Source organism: Acinetobacter pittii (assembly GCF_034067285.1).
Taxonomy (GTDB): Bacteria; Pseudomonadota; Gammaproteobacteria; order Pseudomonadales; family Moraxellaceae; genus Acinetobacter; species Acinetobacter pittii_E.
The window spans coordinates 2,215,102-2,236,381 of the sequence record NZ_CP139286.1; the positions used below are offsets into that span (position 1 = coordinate 2,215,102).

The following is a 21,280-nucleotide window of genomic DNA, read 5'->3' on the forward strand; positions in this document are numbered from 1 at the left end:
CCTTCAGCAATGTGTGGCAAATTAAACGCTGGTTTCCAACCACGCTTGCATTGCATTATTCACTTTGTCAGGTGCAGTTAAGTTCACCATGTGACGTTCATTTTCAATGACAATTGCAGTGCCATGCTTTGCCTGATTCGCCATTTGCACAGCCATTTCTGCAGTTGAGTTCGGATCATCCGTTCCGGTCAACACCAAAGCAGGACAAGTGATCTTTGACCAGTCATCTGCATAGGTTTCATCGCCTTGCGCAAAAGCAGAATATGCAGTGGTATAACCAGACAAGTCGACATTTTCGAGCCATGATTTCACTTTAGCTGCCGCTATACGCTCGACTTCACTTTCACCAAACCAGCGTTGTAGCGGAGTTTCAACATCAATACGACCTGTTTTTAACTCTTCAGCTCTTTGGATCACTGCATTACGTGCTTGGGTTGTACGTTTATATACACCATTGAGCACCGCCATCCGTTTAACCAAATCAGGACGGGTAACGCTAACTCCTGTGGTAATTAGCGAGCCCATTGAATGTCCCGCTAAATTTACAGGCCCTAAATTTAAGGCGGTAATAAATTCGATGGTCCATTCCACAAAATCTTGTAATTTTGCGTCTGCCGGTAATTTGGTACTTTGACCATGTCCCGGCATATCTACTGAAATTACATGATAATGTTTAGAAAAATATTCAATTTGTGGATACCATGCCGCAGCTTGCATTCCCACTCCATGGATCAGAACCAGAGGCTCTCCTTCGCCTTGCTCAAAATAGTGAGCAATACGGTTATTTGACAGCTGCAGGGTTTTTGACATCATGACCTAACTCTTCCAAATCTTTATAACGATCACCAATACGATGATGTGGTCGACCACCTGTTGCTGCACCAATCACAACAACCAGCTCATCGGCAGCAGGTGCATCTGGAATTGCAAATTGCAATGTTAAGTAATGAGAACGGCGGCCTTCGTCATTTTTATCCATCATTGGAATTAAAATCGGCGCATTTGCTGGGCCACGGGTATTGTTAAATGCCAAATAAGATTTCGCACCAACAGCACTACGGTATGTATTACCAAAATGTAAGGTGTGAATTAAAGCTGATGCATGCTCAAGTTCACCATTTAAGCCCACCACTGCACTTTTACCAAAAGCTTCAACAGCTTCGCCCGAACCGACTTCATCAAGAATAAGCTTGGTTAAATGTTCGCTTAAGATCGGCGCAATGCGGCGAATTTCCGGTGTTAGGTTTTCTACATAACCTTGCCCTGCCCACGGATTTTTAATAACCGCTGCGGCTGCCACCATTTTTAAAGGCTTTGCTGCTTCTTTGCCGCCATCTACATAAGTGGTTTCTACATGAAGCACTGTTTTACGTATGAGTTCCATTGCTCTTCCTTGCAAGTAAATTATCTTGTCATTCGTATTATGGTATACCATAATACATACTGAAAAAAAAGCAAGAGTTTGCTATCCTAATTTTTATTGAAAAACATGTGATGAAACTCAACATGTTAAAAAACAGGAAAATTTAATTATTTATGAATCTTAAAATTGAAAACCCGCCCGTAACTTTACGAGAGCTGTGTTTAGATAAAGTGCGCAATGCCATTATTACGGGCTATTTCCCTTCAGGAAAAAGACTGGTTGAAAGAACGTTATGTGAAGAACTCGGCGTGAGCCGTTCTGTGGTTCGCGAAGTGATTCGTTATTTGGAAGCAGAAGGTTTAGTTGAGATTTTGCCAAATAAAGGCCCTATCGTTTCGCTACTTAACTGGGACATCGCTTCACAGATCTATGAAATTCGTCTTTTGTTAGAGCAAAGTGCTGTGGTTGACTGCACTAAAAACCTGGATGGTAAAACTGCTGAAAAATTAAAGCTTCTATTAGAAGATCTTAAAGCTGCTTTTGCTGCCGATGACATCAATCTGATTATTGAAACTTCAACCCAGCTTTATCAAACCATCTTCGCTACCGCAAATCATCATATTGCTTGGGAAGTGGTGCAGCGCTTAAATGGCCGAATTAGCCGCCTTCGTGCCATGACCATGAAATCAACAAAACGTGAAATTTCAGGTTATCAACGTATTAAAAATATGTGTGAAGCCATCTATCTTCACAAAGACCCTGAAAAGGCAAAACAAGCAGTTGCTGAACATATTGCTGAAGCTGCTGCTGTCGCAAAAAATATTTTAGATGCGTGAAATCACAAATTTTAGGAAAAGGTAAATAGACCTTTATTTAATAAATTATAGGGAAATATGATATGTCTGCTTACTGGATTGCTCATGTCACCATTCATGATATGGAACAATATAAACAATATATGGCTACTGCTCCGCAAGCTTTTCAAAAGTACGGTGCCAAGTTTCTTGCCCGTGGCGGTGCCTCAGAAGTTTTAGAAGGACAAGAATTTGAGCGTCACGTGGTGATTGAGTTTCCAGATATGGAAACCGCCCGTGAATGTTATTTTTCACCTGAATATCAGCTTGCCAAAAGTAAACGCCAAGGCTGCTGTGATGTTATGGTGAGTTTTGTTGAAGGGATCTAAATTGCTGAATTGATTTCTCTACTTGAGAAATCAATTCTTTTTTAAGTGCTCAAAGGCATTTCGTTTTTAGGCATTGGTTTAGTGATGAAGATTTTGTTCTATATACATAGCTTTTTGCCAGCTTTCTAAGCTTTCTAGACTTTTTACATATTGTTCAATATTGAGATATTTTGAACGAATATTTAAAGAATTAATTAGACCATAGACTACGAAACCAATCATAAAATCTGCTCCCGTTAAGCTATTGCCTACTAAGAATTTTTTGCCTACTAATTGTTGATCTAAATATGAAAATACTTTATCCAACTCAGTATGCGCATATTGATCCAAGAACTTTAATTGAGTGCCATTTTTTAACTCAATCGAATTAAAAATATTTAATAAATATGGAACCATAGCCGAACTTTCTGAAAAATGAACCCATTGTAAATAATCAAAATAACTGTCTGAATCTTTTGCGGGCATCAGTTGAGGAGCAAACTTTTCAATCAAAATTTCTACAATTGCACCTGATTCTACAATTACTTTTCCATTAAGTTCAATCACTGGTGATTTTCCTAAAGGATGAATTTTTTTTAATTCTTGAGGTGCAAGATTTGTAGTTTTATCTCGAAAATAACTTTTTAATTCATAAGGTTGATTAATTTCTTCAAGTAACCACAGAATGCGAAATGAGCGTGAAGCATTTAAATGATGAAGAATAATAGACATTAATTTTCTCTTTAAAACTAAAAGGACAACAAAGTAAGACCTCACTATATAGATTAGTAGACGACCGGTCTAATATTTTTTGTTATCAGCCCAGCACTTTACATCCCCTACCAAACTGCATAAAAAACCATCCAACATCTTTTCCCTATCGACTGCCCCATCTGAACTTAAAAGCTGAATGATTGCGCCTTCAATCATATATAAAAATAGTTTGGCATCTTGAAAAGTCGCATCGGTGTTTAATTTTATAAGTTGGCTATAGATTTCATTCAGCAGCCATGTTCGATATCTCACCGCGATTTGATAGGTATTTGGATAGATTAGTTTCGTTTCAAAAATGGCTTTAAATAATAGAAAGTACAGCTCTTCTACATCGGTGTGTAAAAAATAAAGCTTTTTGAGTTTATCTTTCGCGTTTGTGCCTTGATCGCACTCAGCAATTGAAACCACTTTTTCTTTTAAACGTTCTTTTTGTACGATCAAACAGATTTCAATAAACCGCTCTTTAGAGTGAAAAAAGTTATAAAAAGTCGCTTTGGTAATTTCACATTCTTTCACGATTCGATCTACCCCAACCGTATGAAAGCCACGGTGGTGAAATAAATCAATCGACTGATTAATGACTTGTATGGCACGGGAAGAAAGTACTAACTTTGGCATAGTTTTACCGTTATAAATTCTTGTTGTTTCTCAGCGAGATACTTTTTTGGGAGAAAAAAAGGCATAGCAAAGCCGTAAAGACTGTGCTTGGCACATCTCAAGTTTGTTATTGCTAAGTTTTAAGTAAAAATGACTTAAAGCCTGAAAACCTTAGGGCATTCAAGCTGCTTTAAATTTTTTAAGCTGTGTCGTTATAGCTTTTGGCATTGAGAGCCAAAAAATAATGGATGTGCAAAGCCAACTCCTTTTTATTGGGAGTTCTGCCAGACATTAAAATTATGGTGGCAGAACGAGAAAGGGTTCGCGGACTGGTTTCGACTCCAGCACACCCGAAGGTGTCCCTCTCCCGTCCTACCGCTACGGGAGGAGACTGGGAGTTTACACATAAGACTATTCCTCAGAAGAAATAATCCTGATGTGGTCGAAAAAATCGGTCCGCGACGACCGGCTGGCAATGTGGCCAGCAGGCAAAGAATAGTGCCCAACCCTTTTGCAGTCAAGCACGCAAAATGCCATTTGTTTTAAATTAAATCATTAGAAAAGCAAGGCTAAATAATGAGGGAGTTATTGTTAAGTGGGGGTGTAAAGCTTAAGGTTTTAACTATTAATGCTGTGCTAATTTTGCAATATAAGGGGGAAATTAGAAATTAATTGTCTTTTTATTCGTTTCATATTTCTATATTGTTCTTTTTTCCATTAAATCAAATTTGTATCTTTATTATAAATTAATATTAATTCTTTTTTCTCTTTAACAATTCTTAAAAAAAAATAATAATTAATTAAGAGTGATGATAAGGAAATTAAACACTATGTCTTCAAATAGCTTTGAACAACATCAACTTTTCCAAGAAGAAATAATATTTGATCAATTTCTCTATACTTATTGGGATAAACATAGTCGTCTTGGTCAAATCCAAGAATTAGCATTACCTGAAAGAAAAAATACTTTCGCCATCTGTTATCAAGATAAAAGTACATATACTTTAAAAAGTTTAAGTACAAATCTTTTATTTAAGGCCACCTTGAAAAGAAATCAAGGAATACTAAAAGTTGAAAAAAATCTACTTATTCCATTATTTGAATTTATTACTACATCCTCTGCAATTAATATTAATGCAATTAATGAAAATGGAGAAAGATTAAGAGCAGCTCAAATTGGTGCTCTATACTCATTAATAGCACATTGGACTCTCTCTAAAGAGCCTGCAACGGTAGTCTTACCTACAGGCACTGGAAAAACGGAGACTATGCTATTAACAACATTAGTCGACCAATCTAAAAGAACATTAGTAATTGTCCCTACTATTGAATTAAAAGAACAACTCTTTCAAAAATTTAGTAGTTGGGGAATCCTTAAAGATCTAGGTGTGATACCTCAAAATTTTCGAAATCCTAAAATTATTGCTTTAAAAGAGACTATTAAATCTGAAGAAGAAGTTGAATATTTATTAAATGCAGAAGTTATTATTTCTACTCCAGCTCTTTTAGCAAGAAGCCCCTCTGCTATAAAACATAAATTAAAAAACTTTTTTAGTCATGTATATTTTGATGAAGCCCATCATGTAACAGCAAAAGAATGGGATATGCTAAAACAATTATTTTCAGCCTCAAAAATTGTCCAATTTACTGCTACGCCTTATCGATTAGATAGACAACCGATTCAAGGAAAAGTTGTTTACAATTATCCTTTATCACAAGCTCTTAATGATAAATGTTTTTCTAAAATTTCATTAATCTCAGTAGATGAACGTCATCCAAGTAAAAAAGATTATGAAATAGCTCATACTGCTATTAATCAATTATATAAAGATCGCCAAAGGGGTTTTTATAACCATAAAGTCATGGTTAGAGCAGAGACTAGAGAAAAAGCAGAAGACTTACTAGGCAAATATCGTATGTGGTTTCCTGAAGAAAAAATAACTCTTGTTCATTCTAAAGTTTCAGGGAAAAAACAAATAATTGAATCTATTAAAAATCATGAGTTTGATATTGTTATATGCGTCGATATGTTAAAGGAAGGTTTTGACTATCCGAATTTCAAAATAGCAGCAGTTCATGGTATGCATAAATCTATTTCGGTCTTGCTACAATTTATTGGACGTTTTACACGCACGAAAGACAATCTTGGTGATGCATCATTTATTGTGAATTTTGCAGAAGAAAAACTCACAATGGAATTAGAGAGTCTTTTCCAAGAAGGAACTGGGTGGGAAAACGTAATTAGCCAAATTGCAGATACCAGAAAAGAACAAGCTGCCTCCTTACTCGCCTTTTTACAGGAATGTAAGCCTTTATCTGGTTTTGATTCTCCTGATATAGATTTAAATCCTAAAATCGTTTTTCCGGCCCTAAGCTTTGTATGTTTCCACGCCCAAAAAGTAGATTGGTATAAATTTAGAGAGGCTTTTAATACAAAATACTATTCTCTTTCTCAGCCATTTATTAATGAGGTGGAAAATGTTTTTTACTTTACGACTCAATGTAGAGATAAAGTGAAATGGGCGAAATCAGATCATATTAAAGATCAAATTTGGGGTTTAGTCGTTCTTCATTTCGATAAATCAAAAAAATTATTGTATTTAGGTTATTCAGATAAATTACTTGATATAGATAATTTAGTAAAAATCATTTCACTGGGAACTGCAAAGAAAATAGATAAAGATGATGTTTTCAAATCTTTTAATGATATCAAACGCCTAAGTATAGTTCATGCAGGTGTGTTCAAACCTGCTAATCACTTGCATCGATATTCAAGATTCAGTGGTGCTGATGTCACAATTGAATTGAGTAAGATTAGAGAAGGTAGTAAATGTAAGAAATCTGATTTTGTAGGTATAGGTTATCGTAATGGAAAACCTATAAGTATTGGAGCTTCAGCCAAAGGAAAAATTTGGAGTCCTGCGAAAATTGCAGATTTAAAAGAATGGAAAGAATGGTGTATTCAAATTGGAGCTTTAATAACTGATCCGAATATTAATTCAGATCAAATTCTTGAAGACTCTGCTAAAAAGCAAGATATCGTTGAATTTCCTGAAAACATCAAAATTTTAGCCGCTGATTGGGCCGAAGAGTTGTATGAAAAAATTCATCGAATTACGCTCAAGACTGACCAACATGAATACTGTCTTTATGAAACTAAACTTATCATAAAAAATGTGAGTTCTAAAAAGATTGATCTCGCTATTAAAACAGAAATAGAAACTTTAGACTTTTCAATAGAGCTGACAGGTGGTGAAAATGGTTTTAATATTCAAAATCTAGATAATGAAAAAATTTGTATTTCAAATTTAAAAAGAGAAGATATTTCTTTAAAGAAATTCTTTGAAAACTATCCGCCAACATTATTTCTATCAAATAGTGACACAATTAGTGGCTGTATTCATACTATTTATAATACTCAACCTACTTATAGGATTCCTTCCGATCAAATTCATATCCTAGAATGGGAAAATGTACATTTCCCTCATGAATCAATGTATAAGAAGGGAGTTATAAGAGAAAATTCTGTTCAAGAATACATCATGAAAAAATATGTTAATGAAAATGCAGATATAGTATTCAATGATGATAATTCAGGTGAAGTTGCAGATGTTGTAGCTATCTATTCAACTGAAGAAGAAATTATTTTTAAAGTTACACACTGTAAATACTCTAAACAAGAATCGGGTTCACGTTTGTCAGATCTTTATGAAGTGTGTGGACAAGTAATCGTATCTCTTAGATATAAATGGAAACCTGAGGATCTAATTAGCCATTTAAAAAGAAGAAATAAAACGGGTGTATTAGCAGGTAAACGTTTTTATAAAGGTAATGAAGCTATACTTAATACTATTCGTGATGAACTAAAATATAAAAATGTTCGCTTCCTCTTCTCAATTGCGCAACCAGGTGTTAGCTATAGTGCATTAAATAATGAAATGACAGATTTGCTAAGTTCTACCTACTCCGCAGTAGTTGATATGACAGAAACAAAGCTTCTCTGCTATTTCAATAGTTGAACCTTAGTTATTGAAAATACTAGCTTTAAATATTTTTCAATATAATTAGCTGTACTCATATACAGCTAATTATTATTAATAAGTGAAATAACTTATCTTTCTTTATTAGACTGCGATACTAATGAAGCAGCTAAAGTCTTAGTCGTGTCATTATATTTGTCGCTCTTTAGTACTCTAGATGCTTCTGATTCCATTTCATTTCCCGTTTGTTTAGAAGAATGCGTTTGTGCTAAAGCTGATCCAGCTAACTTTTTCTGAATTGCTGAAGAAGATGGATCTCGCAATACTTCTGAAGCTAATTTAGCGACCTTATTAGAAGTTTGTTTTGAATTTTTTGACATAATAAAACCCCATAGTTAAGAAGTTTTTATCATATCTAAGTCGTTAAATTGATCAATATATAAACGACTCAAACTGTCGTGTTAGTTAAGTTTTGCTCTAAATCTAACTACTTAAAACTAAATAAAGAGGCCGAGACCTCATTATTACACTAAAAATCAGTCATCAAACATAGTAAGCTCTTACTTAGGAATGTCTTTAACCATTTAACTAGATAACATAAATTGATTGAATAACTCTTTAATCTCTGAAGTATTGTTTGTTTTACCAAAAAAGAATGAAACTTGATTTGGTTCAAACTTTATATGGAAAAGCACAGAATGCTTTTCCGTTAAAAAATCTTCAAATTGATCTGCAAGCTCCAAATCCTGACAAACTAGTATTACACCGTATTCAGGGTCTTCTATAATTTGTACATTAGAGATTGGGTTATTCATTTACTATTCCTCTTTAATATTTCCAACTCCTCTAAAGTTGGATCGCGTTTATATCCTTTACTATTAGGCTGAGCATCAGGAAATTTAACCTTATTCAATGTTCCAGGCGGTGCATTAGGATGAGTGTTAGGGATGTATTCCTTTACACGTTTTGATGAAATATCAATAACTGAACCATCTGGCTTAGTGATTCGTACAGCAGGGTCCCCTGAACGTGTGGTACGCATAAGAACTTGCTCTGTATTTTTTGTAACATCATCATTACCCTTCGAAACCGTACTCTTCACCTGATTATTTGTAGCTGTACTTTTTGCCTGATTACTTGCCGCTGCACTTTTCGCTTGATTGCTTGTAGTCTGCTTTGCTGCTTCCTTCGAAGAGTTTTGGGAAAGTCTTTTAACAGCCTCTCGACCTAAGGGTGCTAAAATATCATCAAAAAGGCTACCTATAAGTTTTTTCCAACCTAATCCACTTGGGTCTACCTTATTGATCGGATCATTATTGCTATAAACAAAAGGATTTAATCCACCTTCAAGTCCAATAGGGTCAGGCTCCATATAACGACCCCATTTAGGGTTGTAATATCGGTGATGGTTATAATACAAACCTGTTTGCTTATCATAATACATTCCAGGAAAGCGTAAATTAATTTCAACTCCCGATACGCTTACAGTCGCCGCACTTTCTCCAAAAGGTCCGGTGTCCAATGACCAAACGTTGGCTTTAGTTGTAGCATCATACCCTCGTATTGGAGACCCTCTATGATCTGTTAAAATATAAATCAAACGATCATTAGCCATCTCTGCTGCAATAGGGATATCACCTAGCCATATATATTCAACAATTTGTGCTTGATCGCTATTTCGATATTCACCGATTAAATGACTATTTTCATCATAAACGAACTGCCGTCCCTCAGAAATATTATCGGTATAAGAAAATACTCTTTCATTTTTGTGATTATAATCAAACCACATATTACATGTTGTTGCGCCAGTGGTTGGGTGAGTACAAGGAACTCCCATTTCTCTACGCTTATTACCTTCTCCATCGTACTTAAAATTACCAGTCAACATATCAGAAAGAGTATTAACCTCTCCCGTGGCATGCAGAGTAAACGGTACACTCGTATTGTTTTTTACCCAACTATTTAACTTATTACTATTCGTCGTTAAGGTGAAACCATAATTATAAGTTCCTGCAAGGTTATTTGTGCTACTAATCCGGTTTCCATTACTATCATAGCTATAGCTAGTTTTTAGACCATTTCTAGAACCGCCACTAACCACATAATCGGTCAGTTGATCTTCATTATCGTATGTAAATGTCTGTTTAATACCTGAAACTGTGTCTGTGATGGTATTTACTAAATCAGCTTTGGCAGATTGATAGGTATAAACCAAATTAATATTAGGGGTAAAGCCATTCACGTTTATAGAACTTACGCGTCCTGCTGTATCGTTCGATATTGAATATGTTGCCCCATTACTCCATTTCCAACCAATAATCTCCCCTTTGGCATTATGCACAATTGAGGTAATTAAGGTTTTTCCATTAAATTTTACATCAGTCAGGGAACCCGTTACCCCATTATAAATGTACTCTACAATATTACCCTTTGGCGTAGTAAGTTTAATCACTCGTCCAGATTGATCATATTCATAACGAACCTTTGCGATCGCGTTAGTACTGCCTGTAGACGCCGCTTTATGCAATGTTTGTGATTTATCGACAACTTCCCCATAAGCGTTATAACTATAAAAAGAATCTACCCCCAGTGGCTTAGTTGTCCAATCACTGTAGGGATATATAACCTGATTGAGATTGCCAAAAACATCCTGATCGTAAACATAGGTATAAGCAGCTTTCAGATATTCTTCAGTTGTGTTGTCGCTTAAATAACAACTTTGCTTAGATATACGATTTAGAGAGTCGTAATTAGTAAAGTCACATATACGATTAGAGTTAACTGTTTTGGTGATATTATTTGCACTATCATAAGTAAAACTCTTAACTAAATAATCAGTATTACTTTCATTTGAGACCTTATTTGTATTTACAAAACTAGAAGTCGATCCTGAATTATTTGGAGCTTTCTTACTTATTAAATTGTCTGATGCATCAAAATTTTGAGTATCAACATATCCAAGTTTATTTGTGTGACTTTTTAAGCGATTTAACTCATCATAAACAAAAGATTCTATACGATTGCCCTGATCTGTTTTTTTTATGACATTTCCATTTGCATCATATTCATAGGTCATGGATATAGCTTGATTAGTACCACGATAACGAGTTTTGATACGCCCGTTCTGATCTAAAACTGCTGACTCCTGATAATCTAAGACTCCTGCAGAGTTATAATATTCTGTTGTTTTAAGCTCATCATTTGTTGCATAGAAATAAAGTTTACTGGAACCATCAGGCAAACTTTCTTTTGTCTTTCTCCCTGCACTATCATAATAGAAAGTAGTGATCGCATTTGAAGGATCTTTGGCCGTCAACAATTGGCCAAGTGAATCATAAGTATAGGAAGTCATACGACCATTCGTTATGATACCTGATGAATTCTTACTCCCAACTGTTTTTGATAAAATACGAACACCTGAAGCATCATAATCAGTGACGGTATCTAAACCATTAAAATCTTTCTCTTGTCGAGGAAACCCCGCAGGAGTGTAATCTGAGTACGTCTTTACATAATCTTTTGTAGAGCTTGGATTTAACTTTTGAACCCGCTGAGTCTGTTTAGTTAATTGAGCATTTGAATCATATTCATACCAAATCAAATCTGCGACATCTGTGCGTGGTCCATCAATACTTTTTAACGTTTTATAATTGGCTAAGCTAGCATCAGTGTTATATGTATAGTTAGTGGTTTGGCTAATACTTCCTGATAATGGGGAACTTATTGTTTGTTTGGTAATCACGCCTAATGGGTGAACAATATTATTTACTTCCAAATTGGGTGATACAACTTTAGTAGGAATTGTAAATAAATTGGCTGAGCCATCGGATAAACTACCATACGTATAGCTTGTAGCCCTGTAAGCTGGAGTACCAACAGCTTCTTCTATTTTTGTGACTCGATTACGTAAATCATAGCTATAATTTGTCAGAACTCCTTTTTTATCAGTTGAAGATAAAGTTACCCCATTCCAGTTATCCGTTACAATCTGACTAATGGGTAAATTATTCACAGTCATACATGGAAAACTATCACTAGCAGTCGTGGTTGAAAACTGATCTTTTCCACTGGTAGTAAATGAATATGTTTGCTGTGTTCCTTCTAAATCGTGTGTTACATTGATTAAACCTTGGTCATTTTTGCTTGAATACCTAACTTTCATTCTATTATCGAAGCTAAAATCCGCATAAATTTCAAATGCATCACCAAAATTTTGGGAGCTTACAAGAATCACTGAATTACCATTTCTTTTTACAGTTTGCATAAAGGAAAGAAATGTAGCTGTATAAATTTTTTGTTTTTCAGATTCTGGTAAAGTCCCCCGGTCATCGAATATGGCTTGACGGACTAAGGGATGGAAACCTTTGTGATATTCAAATTCCGTCACACCAGTGAGAGTAGAAGTAATTTTACTAATAACTGGATGAACTTGGCTTGATCCAACAAAACTTAGGGTTGACTCCATTGTTCCATCATATATAACCGATTGTCCTTCTACCCCATTTTGATATTGTACGATTTTAAGATATGCGCCATTTGCCGTGTCATAAGTAAATACAAGCTCATTATTCCTATTATCATTAATTCTTGAAATTTGATTATTCACATAAGTATATGTAATTATTTGTCCTGATGGCTGATTATCAACTTTGCTCACACGCCCAGCGCTGTTAAAGGTATAATCCACCCCATCTTTATTCACAACTGTTAGACCATTCACCTTTTTGAAGCTATATGGTCCTAAATTGCTCATTAATGTGACACTATCAGGCATCGAAACATTATCAATAGTCGTAGCAGTTGATGCTATACGTTGATATTTATATATCCCGCCTTCTAAATATTCAAAGAAGAAAGTTCTTTTTGATTCGCCTGGAAGTCTGAGTGAGAACATCTTTTTCCCACTTGTACTCGTTCCTTTATATATTAAATAATTTGTATAGTTATCACTCCAACCACCATAACCTCCTAACTTATTATAGTAATCTATCGTTCCTTCTCTATCAGGTAATAGTGGGTTTGAATAAGAACGAATATATGGCAAAGGACCGCTAATCTCTTGTTGAGAGAATGATCTACTCCCTGAAAGTAAATCAAAACCAGATTCACAACTATTAGTAATAACTGCTTTAGAAATCTGATATTGGGCGTCCTGTATTGTTGGAGCTAGATCAGCAGCATAGGTGACTGACAAGTATGATATAGCCCACACAAATAATAATATTTTTTTCATTTATATGTTCTCGTTGGTATATTTTTCATTTATACAAAAATTAACAGTACGCTTAACAAAGCAAAATATATGCCTAATAAACTATAATTATGATCTACTTTAATTAAATTTATTTTTAACCCTTAATCAGAATGTAATTTTATAATTTGAAGAAACTGTTATTCTTTTATTATTACCTTGCATGTATTGATTATAATAAATAAGACAAAAAATACTAAATCAATTTTATTCTATCTATATAACAAAAAAGCAAATTTCGATTGTGAAAAACAGCCTATTAGTCATTTAATAGAACTTAAAAATGGCAAAAAAAGATAAGGTCAGCTCTTATCTTTTTTATACAATTTAAGCAATATTTTTATTAACTTTATTCTCTTTCAACGCTTTTATTATTTTAATTAAGTTCTGCTCTAGCTCTAACCACCAAACTAACCACACATTACGGCGCAAGCCTATAACACGTAGACGTAAACAAAGCGACTCTATTATTCAAACCGTCTGTTATCACCACTTCATAATGCGCAAATTTTTTACTACTGCCAACCTTGGTTGCCGTTGCAAATAACACCTTATCTTTCGCACCGCTCATATAGCGAATATCCGCCTGTAAGCCAGTATATGGCACATCGCCTGCATTACAAGCCATCGCAAAAGCAATATCGGCTAAAGAAAATATCACACCGCCATGCACGCCGCCCAAGGCATTCATGTGTTCGTCTTTTACATTAAGCTGACAACGCGCTTCATCAAAACTGCGATGCAGCACTTGTACACCCAATAGCTCTGCGAATTGGTCAACCGCGGTATTTTCCATTTTTTGCACAAACGTCTCCCTACTCGTGCGAGTATTCCTTAAGTATTAAACCTATATGTATTGAAATCGACTGATTAAAAGCCGTTAAACACTATCTTGTTTAATCTGATAGCTTGAAGAATTAAAGTCCTTATAGGTCAGGCGGTCATCCAACTCTGAGCTTAAAGGCTGAACTTCTTGCATTGAGTTTAAGCAGCGCTGTGCAAGCTCAATGTATTCTTGCGTGCCTCTAGTTTTCCACTTTTTTTCTTGTTCTGATAAATCACGTGCAACCTTAGCAGGACTACCCATTGCCAGTACATTTGCCGGAATAACATCCTTGGTTTTGACCAAACTATTTGCGCCAATAATGGTGTTTTCACCAATTTCGGCATAGTCCAAAATTACGCTGTTCATGCCGACCAAAACATTTTTTCCAATGCGGCAACCATGCAAAATTGCCCCATGCCCAATGTGCCCCATTTCTTCAACTAAAGTCACGCTTTGCGGAAAACCATGTACGGTGCAGCTATCTTGTATATTGGCATTTTCCTTAATATGAATACGACCAAAATCGGCACGTAACGAGGCAAATGGCCCTACATATACGCCCGCTTCAATAATCACATCACCAATTAAAACAGCCGTTGGGTGTACAAAAGCGTCTGGACTTACAACTGGAATAACACCGTCAATACTATAACAAGGCATGATTTACCCTCTCATTTGTTGCAACCAAACCTCCGAAACGGCGCCAATAATGTGCTGTGGCATTTGGCATTGGCCCTTCTGCTGTTGCGGCAACAGACAAGAAGTATTCATCGGCAGGTTCAAATACTTTTTTATAAATATTCATTGATAACGTTCGTGCACTAATCGCGGGCCAGTCAGTTGGCAACAACTCAAGCGGTAATGCAGGGTCTTTCAACAAAATCCGTCGATAATAATGAATCAGCAAAGTTCGAATTTGAAAGGCCTGAACAGGTTCGAGTTGTTCGTTTTCCTGCATCAGCAACACGCCAATTTCTCTAAAAATATCAAGAAACTGTAGGTATCTTTGGCGTAATTCATCGATTGGCCAGTTGGTTCTGAGCATACGGCCAATGGTATCGACCGAATTATTAAAGAGCTGCAAAGTTTCGGCTTTAAACACCACCACTTGCTCACTCATATTTAAGTCAACCAACAAGCGTTGCAGTTCAATACGGTTACAACCCGGATAAGCCATTAAGTTTGTCGAAATATTGGCAAATCCTAACCATTCGAGTTCTTTCTTTAACAACGCTTTATTTTCAGTGTCGAGGCTAGACATCAGAATAAGGTCCCAATAATGGTCCCACTCTTTCATCTGGTCGTTATAAATGCGTTGCTCTGCTTGCAAATAAGTCGAACGGCTCGAATCGGTAATGCGATAAAAACTGGTTCTGCCGATTTTATCTGAACACAACCAATCATTTTTAACTAAACGAAAAACAGAGGTTCTTACAGCACGGTCATTAAAACCAAATAGCTCTAATAACTGAATCAGGCTGGCAAGACTAATGTTTCCACCTCGATGAAGTACTGAATCTCCAAAAATTGTCGAAATAAGCGAAGTTCCACTTAAGGTTTCATTCTTTACAACAGAATCAATTATTTGCTGTATTTTTGCACTCATACTCATGTCTTGGCGTTTAGTTTCAGGGTATAGATTCTATACCCTGAATGATCTTGATGTTAAGCAATCTGACGCATATCGATTACCCGCTTTGCCTTACCTTCCGAACGAGGTAAGGTCGCTTCTGTCACAACTTCTACAGTAACGCTAATCCCAATCATGGTTTTAATGCGTTTCATCAACTCCTGAGCAAGTTGATTGGCCTGTATAGTACAGTTATGACACATCTCTGTACGAATATGCAAAGTATCCATATGGCCTTTTTTAGTCACCAAAATTTCATAATTTGGAACTAAATGCTGAACTTGCAAAATTTGCTCTTCAATTTGAGTTGGGAAAACGTTCACGCCACGAATAATCAGCATGTCGTCACTACGGCCCACAATTTTATCCATTTTACGCATTGCCAGATTTTCTCCAGCGAGTAAACGGGTCAAATCACGAGTACGGTAACGAATAATCGGCAAGCCTTCTTTGGTAATGGTGGTAAAGACTAATTCGCCAAGTTCACCATCTTTACAGACTTCACCTGTTTCAGGGTTAATAATTTCTGGGTAGAAATGATCTTCCCAAATGGTTAGCCCTTCGCCCTCGCCTAAGCATTGCATCGCAACACCCGGCCCCATCACCTCAGACAAACCATAAATATCGAGTGCCTTAATATTAAGACGTTCTTCAATTTCACGGCGAAGTTCGTTGGTCCACGGCTCGGCACCAAAAATTCCGACTTTTAAAGACGTATTACGTGCAGTACCAAATTGTTGCTCGAGCTTTTCAATAATGCTCACGCAATATGAGGGCGTAACCATAATTGCAGTCGGTTTAAAGTCTTGAATGAGCTGAACTTGCTTTTCAGTTTGGCCGCCAGACATTGGAATAACCGTTGCACCTAAGCGCTCGGCACCATAATGTGCACCTAGACCACCTGTAAACAGTCCATAGCCATAAGCCACCTGAACCATATCTTTAGCGGTTAAACCTGCCATGCGTAAGCAACGCGCAACAATGTCCGACCAAGTGTTAATATCTTTTTGAGTATAACCCACCACGGTCGGTTTACCCGTTGTGCCCGATGATGCATGTAAACGCACAATCTGCTCTTGTGGCACAGCAAACATACCAAACGGATAGTTGTCTCTTAAATCCTGTTTGGTTGTAAATGGAAACTTCGCCAGATCGTCTAAAGTCACGAAGTCATCAGGATGTACACCTGCCTCATCGAACTTTTTCTTATAGACCGGACTATTTTCATATACAAAAATCAGGGTGTGTTTTAACCGTTTAGTTTGCAGCTCTCTAAGCTCTGCAAGTGTTAATTGCTCAACATTATCCGTTGTAAGGCTGTCCATCGCCTCTCTCCTCATTATGTAATTTTAAAAACCGTCTGAATTAATTTAAATTTTCCAAAATCAGTGCGACGCCTTGTCCAACACCCACACACATCGTGCAAAGTGCATAGCGTCCACCTCGTTTTTTTAGCTCACGTGTTGCGGTAATCACTAAGCGAGTACCACTCATACCGAGCGGATGTCCTAGCGCAATCGCACCGCCATTTGGGTTAACGCGTTCATCGTCATCTTTTAGACCAAGTTCACGCATACAAGCCAAAGATTGGGCTGCGAATGCTTCATTCAGCTCAATCACATCCATCTGATCTAGCGTTAAACCTGTTTGCTTTAAAATTTTCTGCACAGCCGGAACAGGACCTATACCCATATATTTGGGTTCAACACCTGCACTTGCAATGCCAATTACGCGTGCTAAAGGTTTTAAACCATGTGTATCTGCAAATTCACGGTTGGTAATGAGCACACATGCGGCACCGTCATTTACACCAGAGGCATTTCCGGCAGTCACCGAGCCGCCTTCTTTTTTAAATGGTGCTTTTAGTTTTGCGAGTGCTTCAAGTGTCGTTTCACGCGGATGTTCATCACGATTCACAACGTTAACGTTTTTCTTACGATCTACAATCTCGACAGGCAAAATCTCGTCGTTAAAGAAACCGTTTTGTTGTGCCGCAGCCGTTTTTTGTTGACTACGTAATGCAAACGCATCTTGGTCTTCACGACTAATTTGATATTTTTCAGCTACATTTTCGGCAGTTTCCGGCATGCTGTCAGTGCCGTATTGCGCTTTAAGTTGCTTATTTACAAAGCGCCAGCCAATAGTGGTGTCATAAATTTCAGGTGTACGGCTAAAGGCTTCGGTTGGTTTAGCTTGTACAAATGGCGCGCGGCTCATTGACTCAACACCACCTGCCAACACAAATTGCGCTTCGCCTGCTTTAATTGAGCGCGCCGCAAGTCCCACAGCATCTAAACCAGAAGCACACAGGCGATTGACCGTCATCGCTGGCACTCTATCAGGTAAGCCTGCTAGCAGTGTTGCCATGCGTGCAACGTTACGGTTGTCTTCACCTGCTTGGTTGGCACATCCTAAAAACACTTCGTCTACTGTATTCCACGGTAAGTTCGGGTGTTTATCTTTTAAATATTTGATGGGCAATGCAGCTAAATCATCTGCACGTACTGCACTTAAGGCACCTGCATATCGTCCAATTGGGGTACGAATAAAATCGCAAATTAAAACGTCTTCCATGTTGACTCCTGATTATGCAAATTCGGTCATATCACGTGAATATTGAGTAGCAATGTTTTGAGTTTTCGCTACATATTGCTTGAGGTAGATACTCGCGCGATATTTTTCCTCTCCATACAGTGCATATAAGTTATTTAAGGTTTGGAGCACATAAGCACCGCCCATTTGTGTCAACCACTGGTAAGGACCTTTAGGATAATTCACTCCATATTTCATGGCATTATCAATATCTTCCAGACTCGCAACACCATGTAAACTTGCTTCACAGGCTTCATTAATGAGTAAAGCGATGGTGCGTAAGGTTAACAGTGCCGGATGGTCTTTAATCCACATCACGCTAATACCAAACTGTGCAAAGTAAGACTCAACTTTAGCGAGGTCACTTGCTTCACAAAGTTCGTTATGACTGAGTACTAAAGCCTCTGCCTGTGCAAAATCATGGTGCCAATCCATTAAAACTACTTTACGGCTTAGGTAATGAATATTGGCAGACTCACCTTGGCTCAAACGTAAGTCGATATCATCAATTTGAAGAATATTGTCATCACTCGCAGATCCGCTTTTTAAGCCTAAACGCGTTAAAAAAGCAGGTAGCTGAGACCAAGTTCCTTTGAGCTGAATATGGACATCAACTGGTTTGACAGTCACAGTTTGAGGTTGAAAAGTCTCGTACTGATTTTTTTCGTTATAGCTATAAAAACCCTGTTTTGACTTACGCCCCCAAGCGCCTGCATCGACCAATTCTTTTTGAATCAGGCTTGGGCGGTAGCGTGGCTCGTAAAAAAACTCTTGATAAACGCTTTGTGTCACCGAAAAGTTAACATCTTGCCCAATGAGGTCTGTCAGTTCACACGGTCCCATCGCGAAACCGCCACACTGCTTTAAGGCATAGTCTAGCTGGTCATAGCTGGTGACTTGTTCTTGCAGTGCTCTAAAGCCTTCTGCATAAAACGGACGTGCAATTCGGTTCACAATAAAACCAGGAGTTGACTTGGTGAGTACCGGAATTTTTTTCCAGCCAATCATCAAGTTTTTTAAAGCCAAACATAAGCTGTTTGGGGTTTTTAAGCCTTGTACAATTTCAACCAGTTTCATGACTGGTGCAGGATTAAAAAAGTGTAAGCCGACCACACGCTCAGGGTGAGCAATGCCCGCCGAAATTGCAGTCACTGAAATTGAAGATGTGTTACTTGCAAAAATGGTTTGCGCACTACAAATTTCAGCAAGTTGCTTAAATAAAGACTGTTTAACTTCTTTTTTCTCAACAACCGCTTCAATAACCAAGTCAGCATCACGTAGTGCTTCAACTTGATTCACCACCGTTAACCGCGCTAAGGCTTCATCAGCTTGCTGTTGTGTAAGCTTGCTCTTTTCAACTAGCTTTTTAAACGTCTGCTCCAAGCCCTCAACTGCTTGTTGTGCTTTTTGAGCGTCCAGATCATATAAAACGGTCGAGTGCCCATTAACGATGGCTAACTGGGCAATGCCGATGCCCATGGTGCCAGAACCAATGACGGCAATTCGGGCACGAGATAAGTCTAAATCTGTCATGCTTAGCGCCCTTTAAAATTTGGTTCACGTTTATTCATAAAGGCTTGTACCCCTTCACGATAATCTTCTGAACGACCCGCAATACGTTGTAAATCACGCTCTAACACCATTTGCTCATCAAAGGTGTTGTTGCTTGATTGATGAATGGCTTTTTTAATGAGAGATAGACCAAAAGTAGGCTGTTTCGCTAAACGTTCCGCGAGTTCAGTCACTTTTGCTTTAAGCTCAGCGTCTTCAACCACATCCCAAATCATGCCCCATTCTTTTGCGGTTTCTGCTGGGAGCTTGTCACCTAACAAAGTTAAGCCCATCGCACGCGCATGGCCTACAGCACGTGGTAAAAACCATGTACCAGCCGAATCTGGAACCAAACCTAGGCGGCAAAATGCTTGTACAAAGTTTGCCGATTTAGCTGCAATCACCAAGTCACACGCTAGTGCAATATTTGCCCCTGCACCTGCTGCCACACCATTTACGGCGCAAATCACAGGCTTTGGCATATTTACAATCGTTTTAATGAGCGGGTTATAGTAAGTTTCAATGGAATATCCTAAATCTGGAGCTTCAGCATTTGGGTCAACTACACGATCACCTAAATCTTGCCCTGCACAAAAGCCGCGACCTTCACCACTAATCACCACACAGCGAACATCCGGATTTTTAGTCCACAGGTTTAAAACCTCAGCCACTTCACGGTGCATATCAACGTTAAAGCTATTTAGTGCTTTTGGGCGGTTAAATGTTAGGTAGCCAACACCATTTTTTTCTTCAGCAATAATATTTTGATAGTCCATCACTCACCTCTAAACACTGGCTTTCTTTTCTCAAAGAAAGCATTAATCCCTTCGTTTCGATCTTTTGTAGCCGCCAGCCAGACAAAGTTTTGACGTTCAAACTTGAGTCCCTGACTTAAAGTCGTTTCATGAATACTTTTAATTGATTGTTTAATCACGCGAATCGCTAAAGGCGCTTGTTTGGCAATTTTGGCTGCAAGTTGAACCGCATATTCAACGGTTAATTCAGTCGGCACCACTTGACTACAAATGCCGTGTTGCTCCGCCTGTTTTGCCGAAATCATTTCACCAGTCATGGCCCAGCGCATGGTGAGCTGTTGCCCTACCAAGCGCGCTAAACGCTGTGTTCCACCTGCACCGGGTAACATACCAAGGCCAATTTCAGGTAAAGCAAAACGGGCATTTTCACCACAAATCACCATATCTGAATGCAAAACCAGCTCAAACCCAGCGCCTAAGGCATAGCCATTTACTGCGGTGATCAGCGGCTTACTAAACGCATCAATCTTTTGCCAAAGCTTCGGGCGAATATCGAGTTGCAAAGACACGGCGTCCATTGCAGCCAACTCACTAAGATCTGCTCCAGCTGCAAAGCACTGAGCGTTACCTGTTAAAACCACCACTTTGACTTGAGCATTATGTTCAGCTTCTTCGAGCAACTCACACAAACACTGCAATGTTGCATTGTTTAAAGCATTTCTTTTTTCTGGACGGTTTAGGGTTAATAACAAAACACCGTCAGTTGCTGTGCTGGCTTTGATTAACTCTTGCATGA

The 21,280-nt window shown here is 37.8% G+C and carries 18 protein-coding genes; 3 read left to right on the forward strand and 15 right to left on the reverse strand.

Annotated elements, in window-relative coordinates; all coding sequences use genetic code 11:
• Positions 1–21 precede the first annotated feature (21 nt).
• Both SOI81_RS10425 and SOI81_RS10430 read right to left on the reverse strand, forming a co-directional pair.
• Positions 22–813, reverse strand: coding sequence for an alpha/beta fold hydrolase (locus SOI81_RS10425; RefSeq protein WP_031947970.1), 792 nt, complete (start codon positions 811–813; stop codon positions 22–24).
• The gene (locus SOI81_RS10430; RefSeq protein ID WP_000420415.1) at positions 782–1,384 is read right to left on the reverse strand and encodes an amino acid synthesis family protein; all 603 of its coding nucleotides are present in this window, start codon (positions 1,382–1,384) and stop codon (positions 782–784) included. The genes SOI81_RS10425 and SOI81_RS10430 overlap by 32 nt, the downstream gene beginning before the upstream one ends.
• 152 nt (positions 1,385–1,536) lie before the next feature.
• Between SOI81_RS10430 and SOI81_RS10435 the strand changes: the two genes are divergently transcribed.
• Positions 1,537–2,199 carry a GntR family transcriptional regulator gene (locus SOI81_RS10435; RefSeq protein ID WP_320540663.1) on the forward strand — a complete coding sequence of 221 codons (663 nt, stop codon included), beginning with the start codon at positions 1,537–1,539 and terminating at the stop codon, positions 2,197–2,199.
• Positions 2,200–2,261: 62 nt separating this feature from the next.
• The gene (locus SOI81_RS10440) at positions 2,262–2,546 is read left to right on the forward strand and encodes a DUF1330 domain-containing protein (RefSeq protein WP_001277471.1); all 285 of its coding nucleotides are present in this window, start codon (positions 2,262–2,264) and stop codon (positions 2,544–2,546) included.
• A gap of 78 nt (positions 2,547–2,624) precedes the next feature.
• Here the strand turns inward: SOI81_RS10440 and SOI81_RS10445 are convergent, their stop codons facing one another.
• Together SOI81_RS10445 and SOI81_RS10450 are read right to left on the reverse strand one after the other, a co-directional pair.
• Positions 2,625–3,257 carry a glutathione S-transferase gene (locus SOI81_RS10445; RefSeq protein ID WP_320540664.1) on the reverse strand — a complete coding sequence of 211 codons (633 nt, stop codon included), beginning with the start codon at positions 3,255–3,257 and terminating at the stop codon, positions 2,625–2,627.
• Between the two features lie 69 nt (positions 3,258–3,326).
• On the reverse strand, positions 3,327–3,917 hold the full coding sequence (locus tag SOI81_RS10450; RefSeq protein WP_320540665.1) for a TetR/AcrR family transcriptional regulator: 591 nt from the start codon (positions 3,915–3,917) through the stop codon (positions 3,327–3,329).
• An 809-nt stretch (positions 3,918–4,726) separates the two neighbouring features.
• On the opposite strand from SOI81_RS10450, the gene SOI81_RS10455 reads away from it, so the two are divergent.
• A complete protein-coding gene (locus SOI81_RS10455) occupies positions 4,727–7,915 on the forward strand; it encodes a DEAD/DEAH box helicase (protein ID WP_224991615.1) in 3,189 nt (1,062 codons plus the stop codon).
• A 92-nt stretch (positions 7,916–8,007) separates the two neighbouring features.
• Here SOI81_RS10455 and SOI81_RS10460 read toward each other — a convergent pair whose 3' ends face one another.
• From SOI81_RS10460 to paaF, 11 genes are all read right to left on the reverse strand, one after another.
• Entirely contained in the window at positions 8,008–8,256 is a 249-nt protein-coding gene (locus tag SOI81_RS10460; RefSeq protein WP_000042204.1) for a hypothetical protein, read from the reverse strand.
• A gap of 204 nt (positions 8,257–8,460) precedes the next feature.
• Positions 8,461–8,691: a hypothetical protein gene (locus SOI81_RS10465; RefSeq protein WP_032030681.1), complete on the reverse strand. Its 231-nt coding sequence runs from the start codon at positions 8,689–8,691 to the stop codon at positions 8,461–8,463.
• Entirely contained in the window at positions 8,688–13,112 is a 4,425-nt protein-coding gene (locus SOI81_RS10470; RefSeq protein WP_320540666.1) for an RHS repeat-associated core domain-containing protein, read from the reverse strand. The genes SOI81_RS10465 and SOI81_RS10470 overlap by 4 nt, the downstream gene beginning before the upstream one ends.
• 439 nt (positions 13,113–13,551) lie before the next feature.
• Entirely contained in the window at positions 13,552–13,935 is a 384-nt protein-coding gene (gene paaI / locus SOI81_RS10475) for a PaaI family thioesterase (protein WP_320540667.1), read from the reverse strand.
• Positions 13,936–14,010: 75 nt separating this feature from the next.
• Positions 14,011–14,616, reverse strand: a complete 606-nt coding sequence (gene paaY, locus SOI81_RS10480) for a DapH/DapD/GlmU-related protein (protein ID WP_320540668.1) — start codon at positions 14,614–14,616, stop codon at positions 14,011–14,013.
• Entirely contained in the window at positions 14,603–15,568 is a 966-nt protein-coding gene (gene paaX, locus SOI81_RS10485) for a phenylacetic acid degradation operon negative regulatory protein PaaX (RefSeq protein WP_270904005.1), read from the reverse strand. The genes paaY and paaX overlap by 14 nt, the downstream gene beginning before the upstream one ends.
• 53 nt (positions 15,569–15,621) lie before the next feature.
• Complete coding sequence (gene paaK, locus SOI81_RS10490; protein ID WP_320540669.1) at positions 15,622–16,911, reverse strand: phenylacetate--CoA ligase PaaK; 1,290 nt, start codon at positions 16,909–16,911, stop codon at positions 15,622–15,624.
• Positions 16,912–16,951: 40 nt separating this feature from the next.
• On the reverse strand, positions 16,952–18,160 hold the full coding sequence (pcaF, locus tag SOI81_RS10495; RefSeq protein ID WP_320540670.1) for a 3-oxoadipyl-CoA thiolase: 1,209 nt from the start codon (positions 18,158–18,160) through the stop codon (positions 16,952–16,954).
• Between the two features lie 12 nt (positions 18,161–18,172).
• Positions 18,173–19,711: a 3-hydroxyacyl-CoA dehydrogenase gene (gene paaH, locus SOI81_RS10500; RefSeq protein WP_320540671.1), complete on the reverse strand. Its 1,539-nt coding sequence runs from the start codon at positions 19,709–19,711 to the stop codon at positions 18,173–18,175.
• Between the two features lie 2 nt (positions 19,712–19,713).
• Positions 19,714–20,505: a 2-(1,2-epoxy-1,2-dihydrophenyl)acetyl-CoA isomerase PaaG gene (paaG, locus tag SOI81_RS10505; RefSeq protein ID WP_320540672.1), complete on the reverse strand. Its 792-nt coding sequence runs from the start codon at positions 20,503–20,505 to the stop codon at positions 19,714–19,716.
• Positions 20,505–21,278 carry an enoyl-CoA hydratase-related protein gene (gene paaF / locus SOI81_RS10510; protein WP_320540673.1) on the reverse strand — a complete coding sequence of 258 codons (774 nt, stop codon included), beginning with the start codon at positions 21,276–21,278 and terminating at the stop codon, positions 20,505–20,507. Before paaF ends, paaG begins: the two co-directional genes overlap by 1 nt.
• Positions 21,279–21,280: the final 2 nt, after the last annotated feature.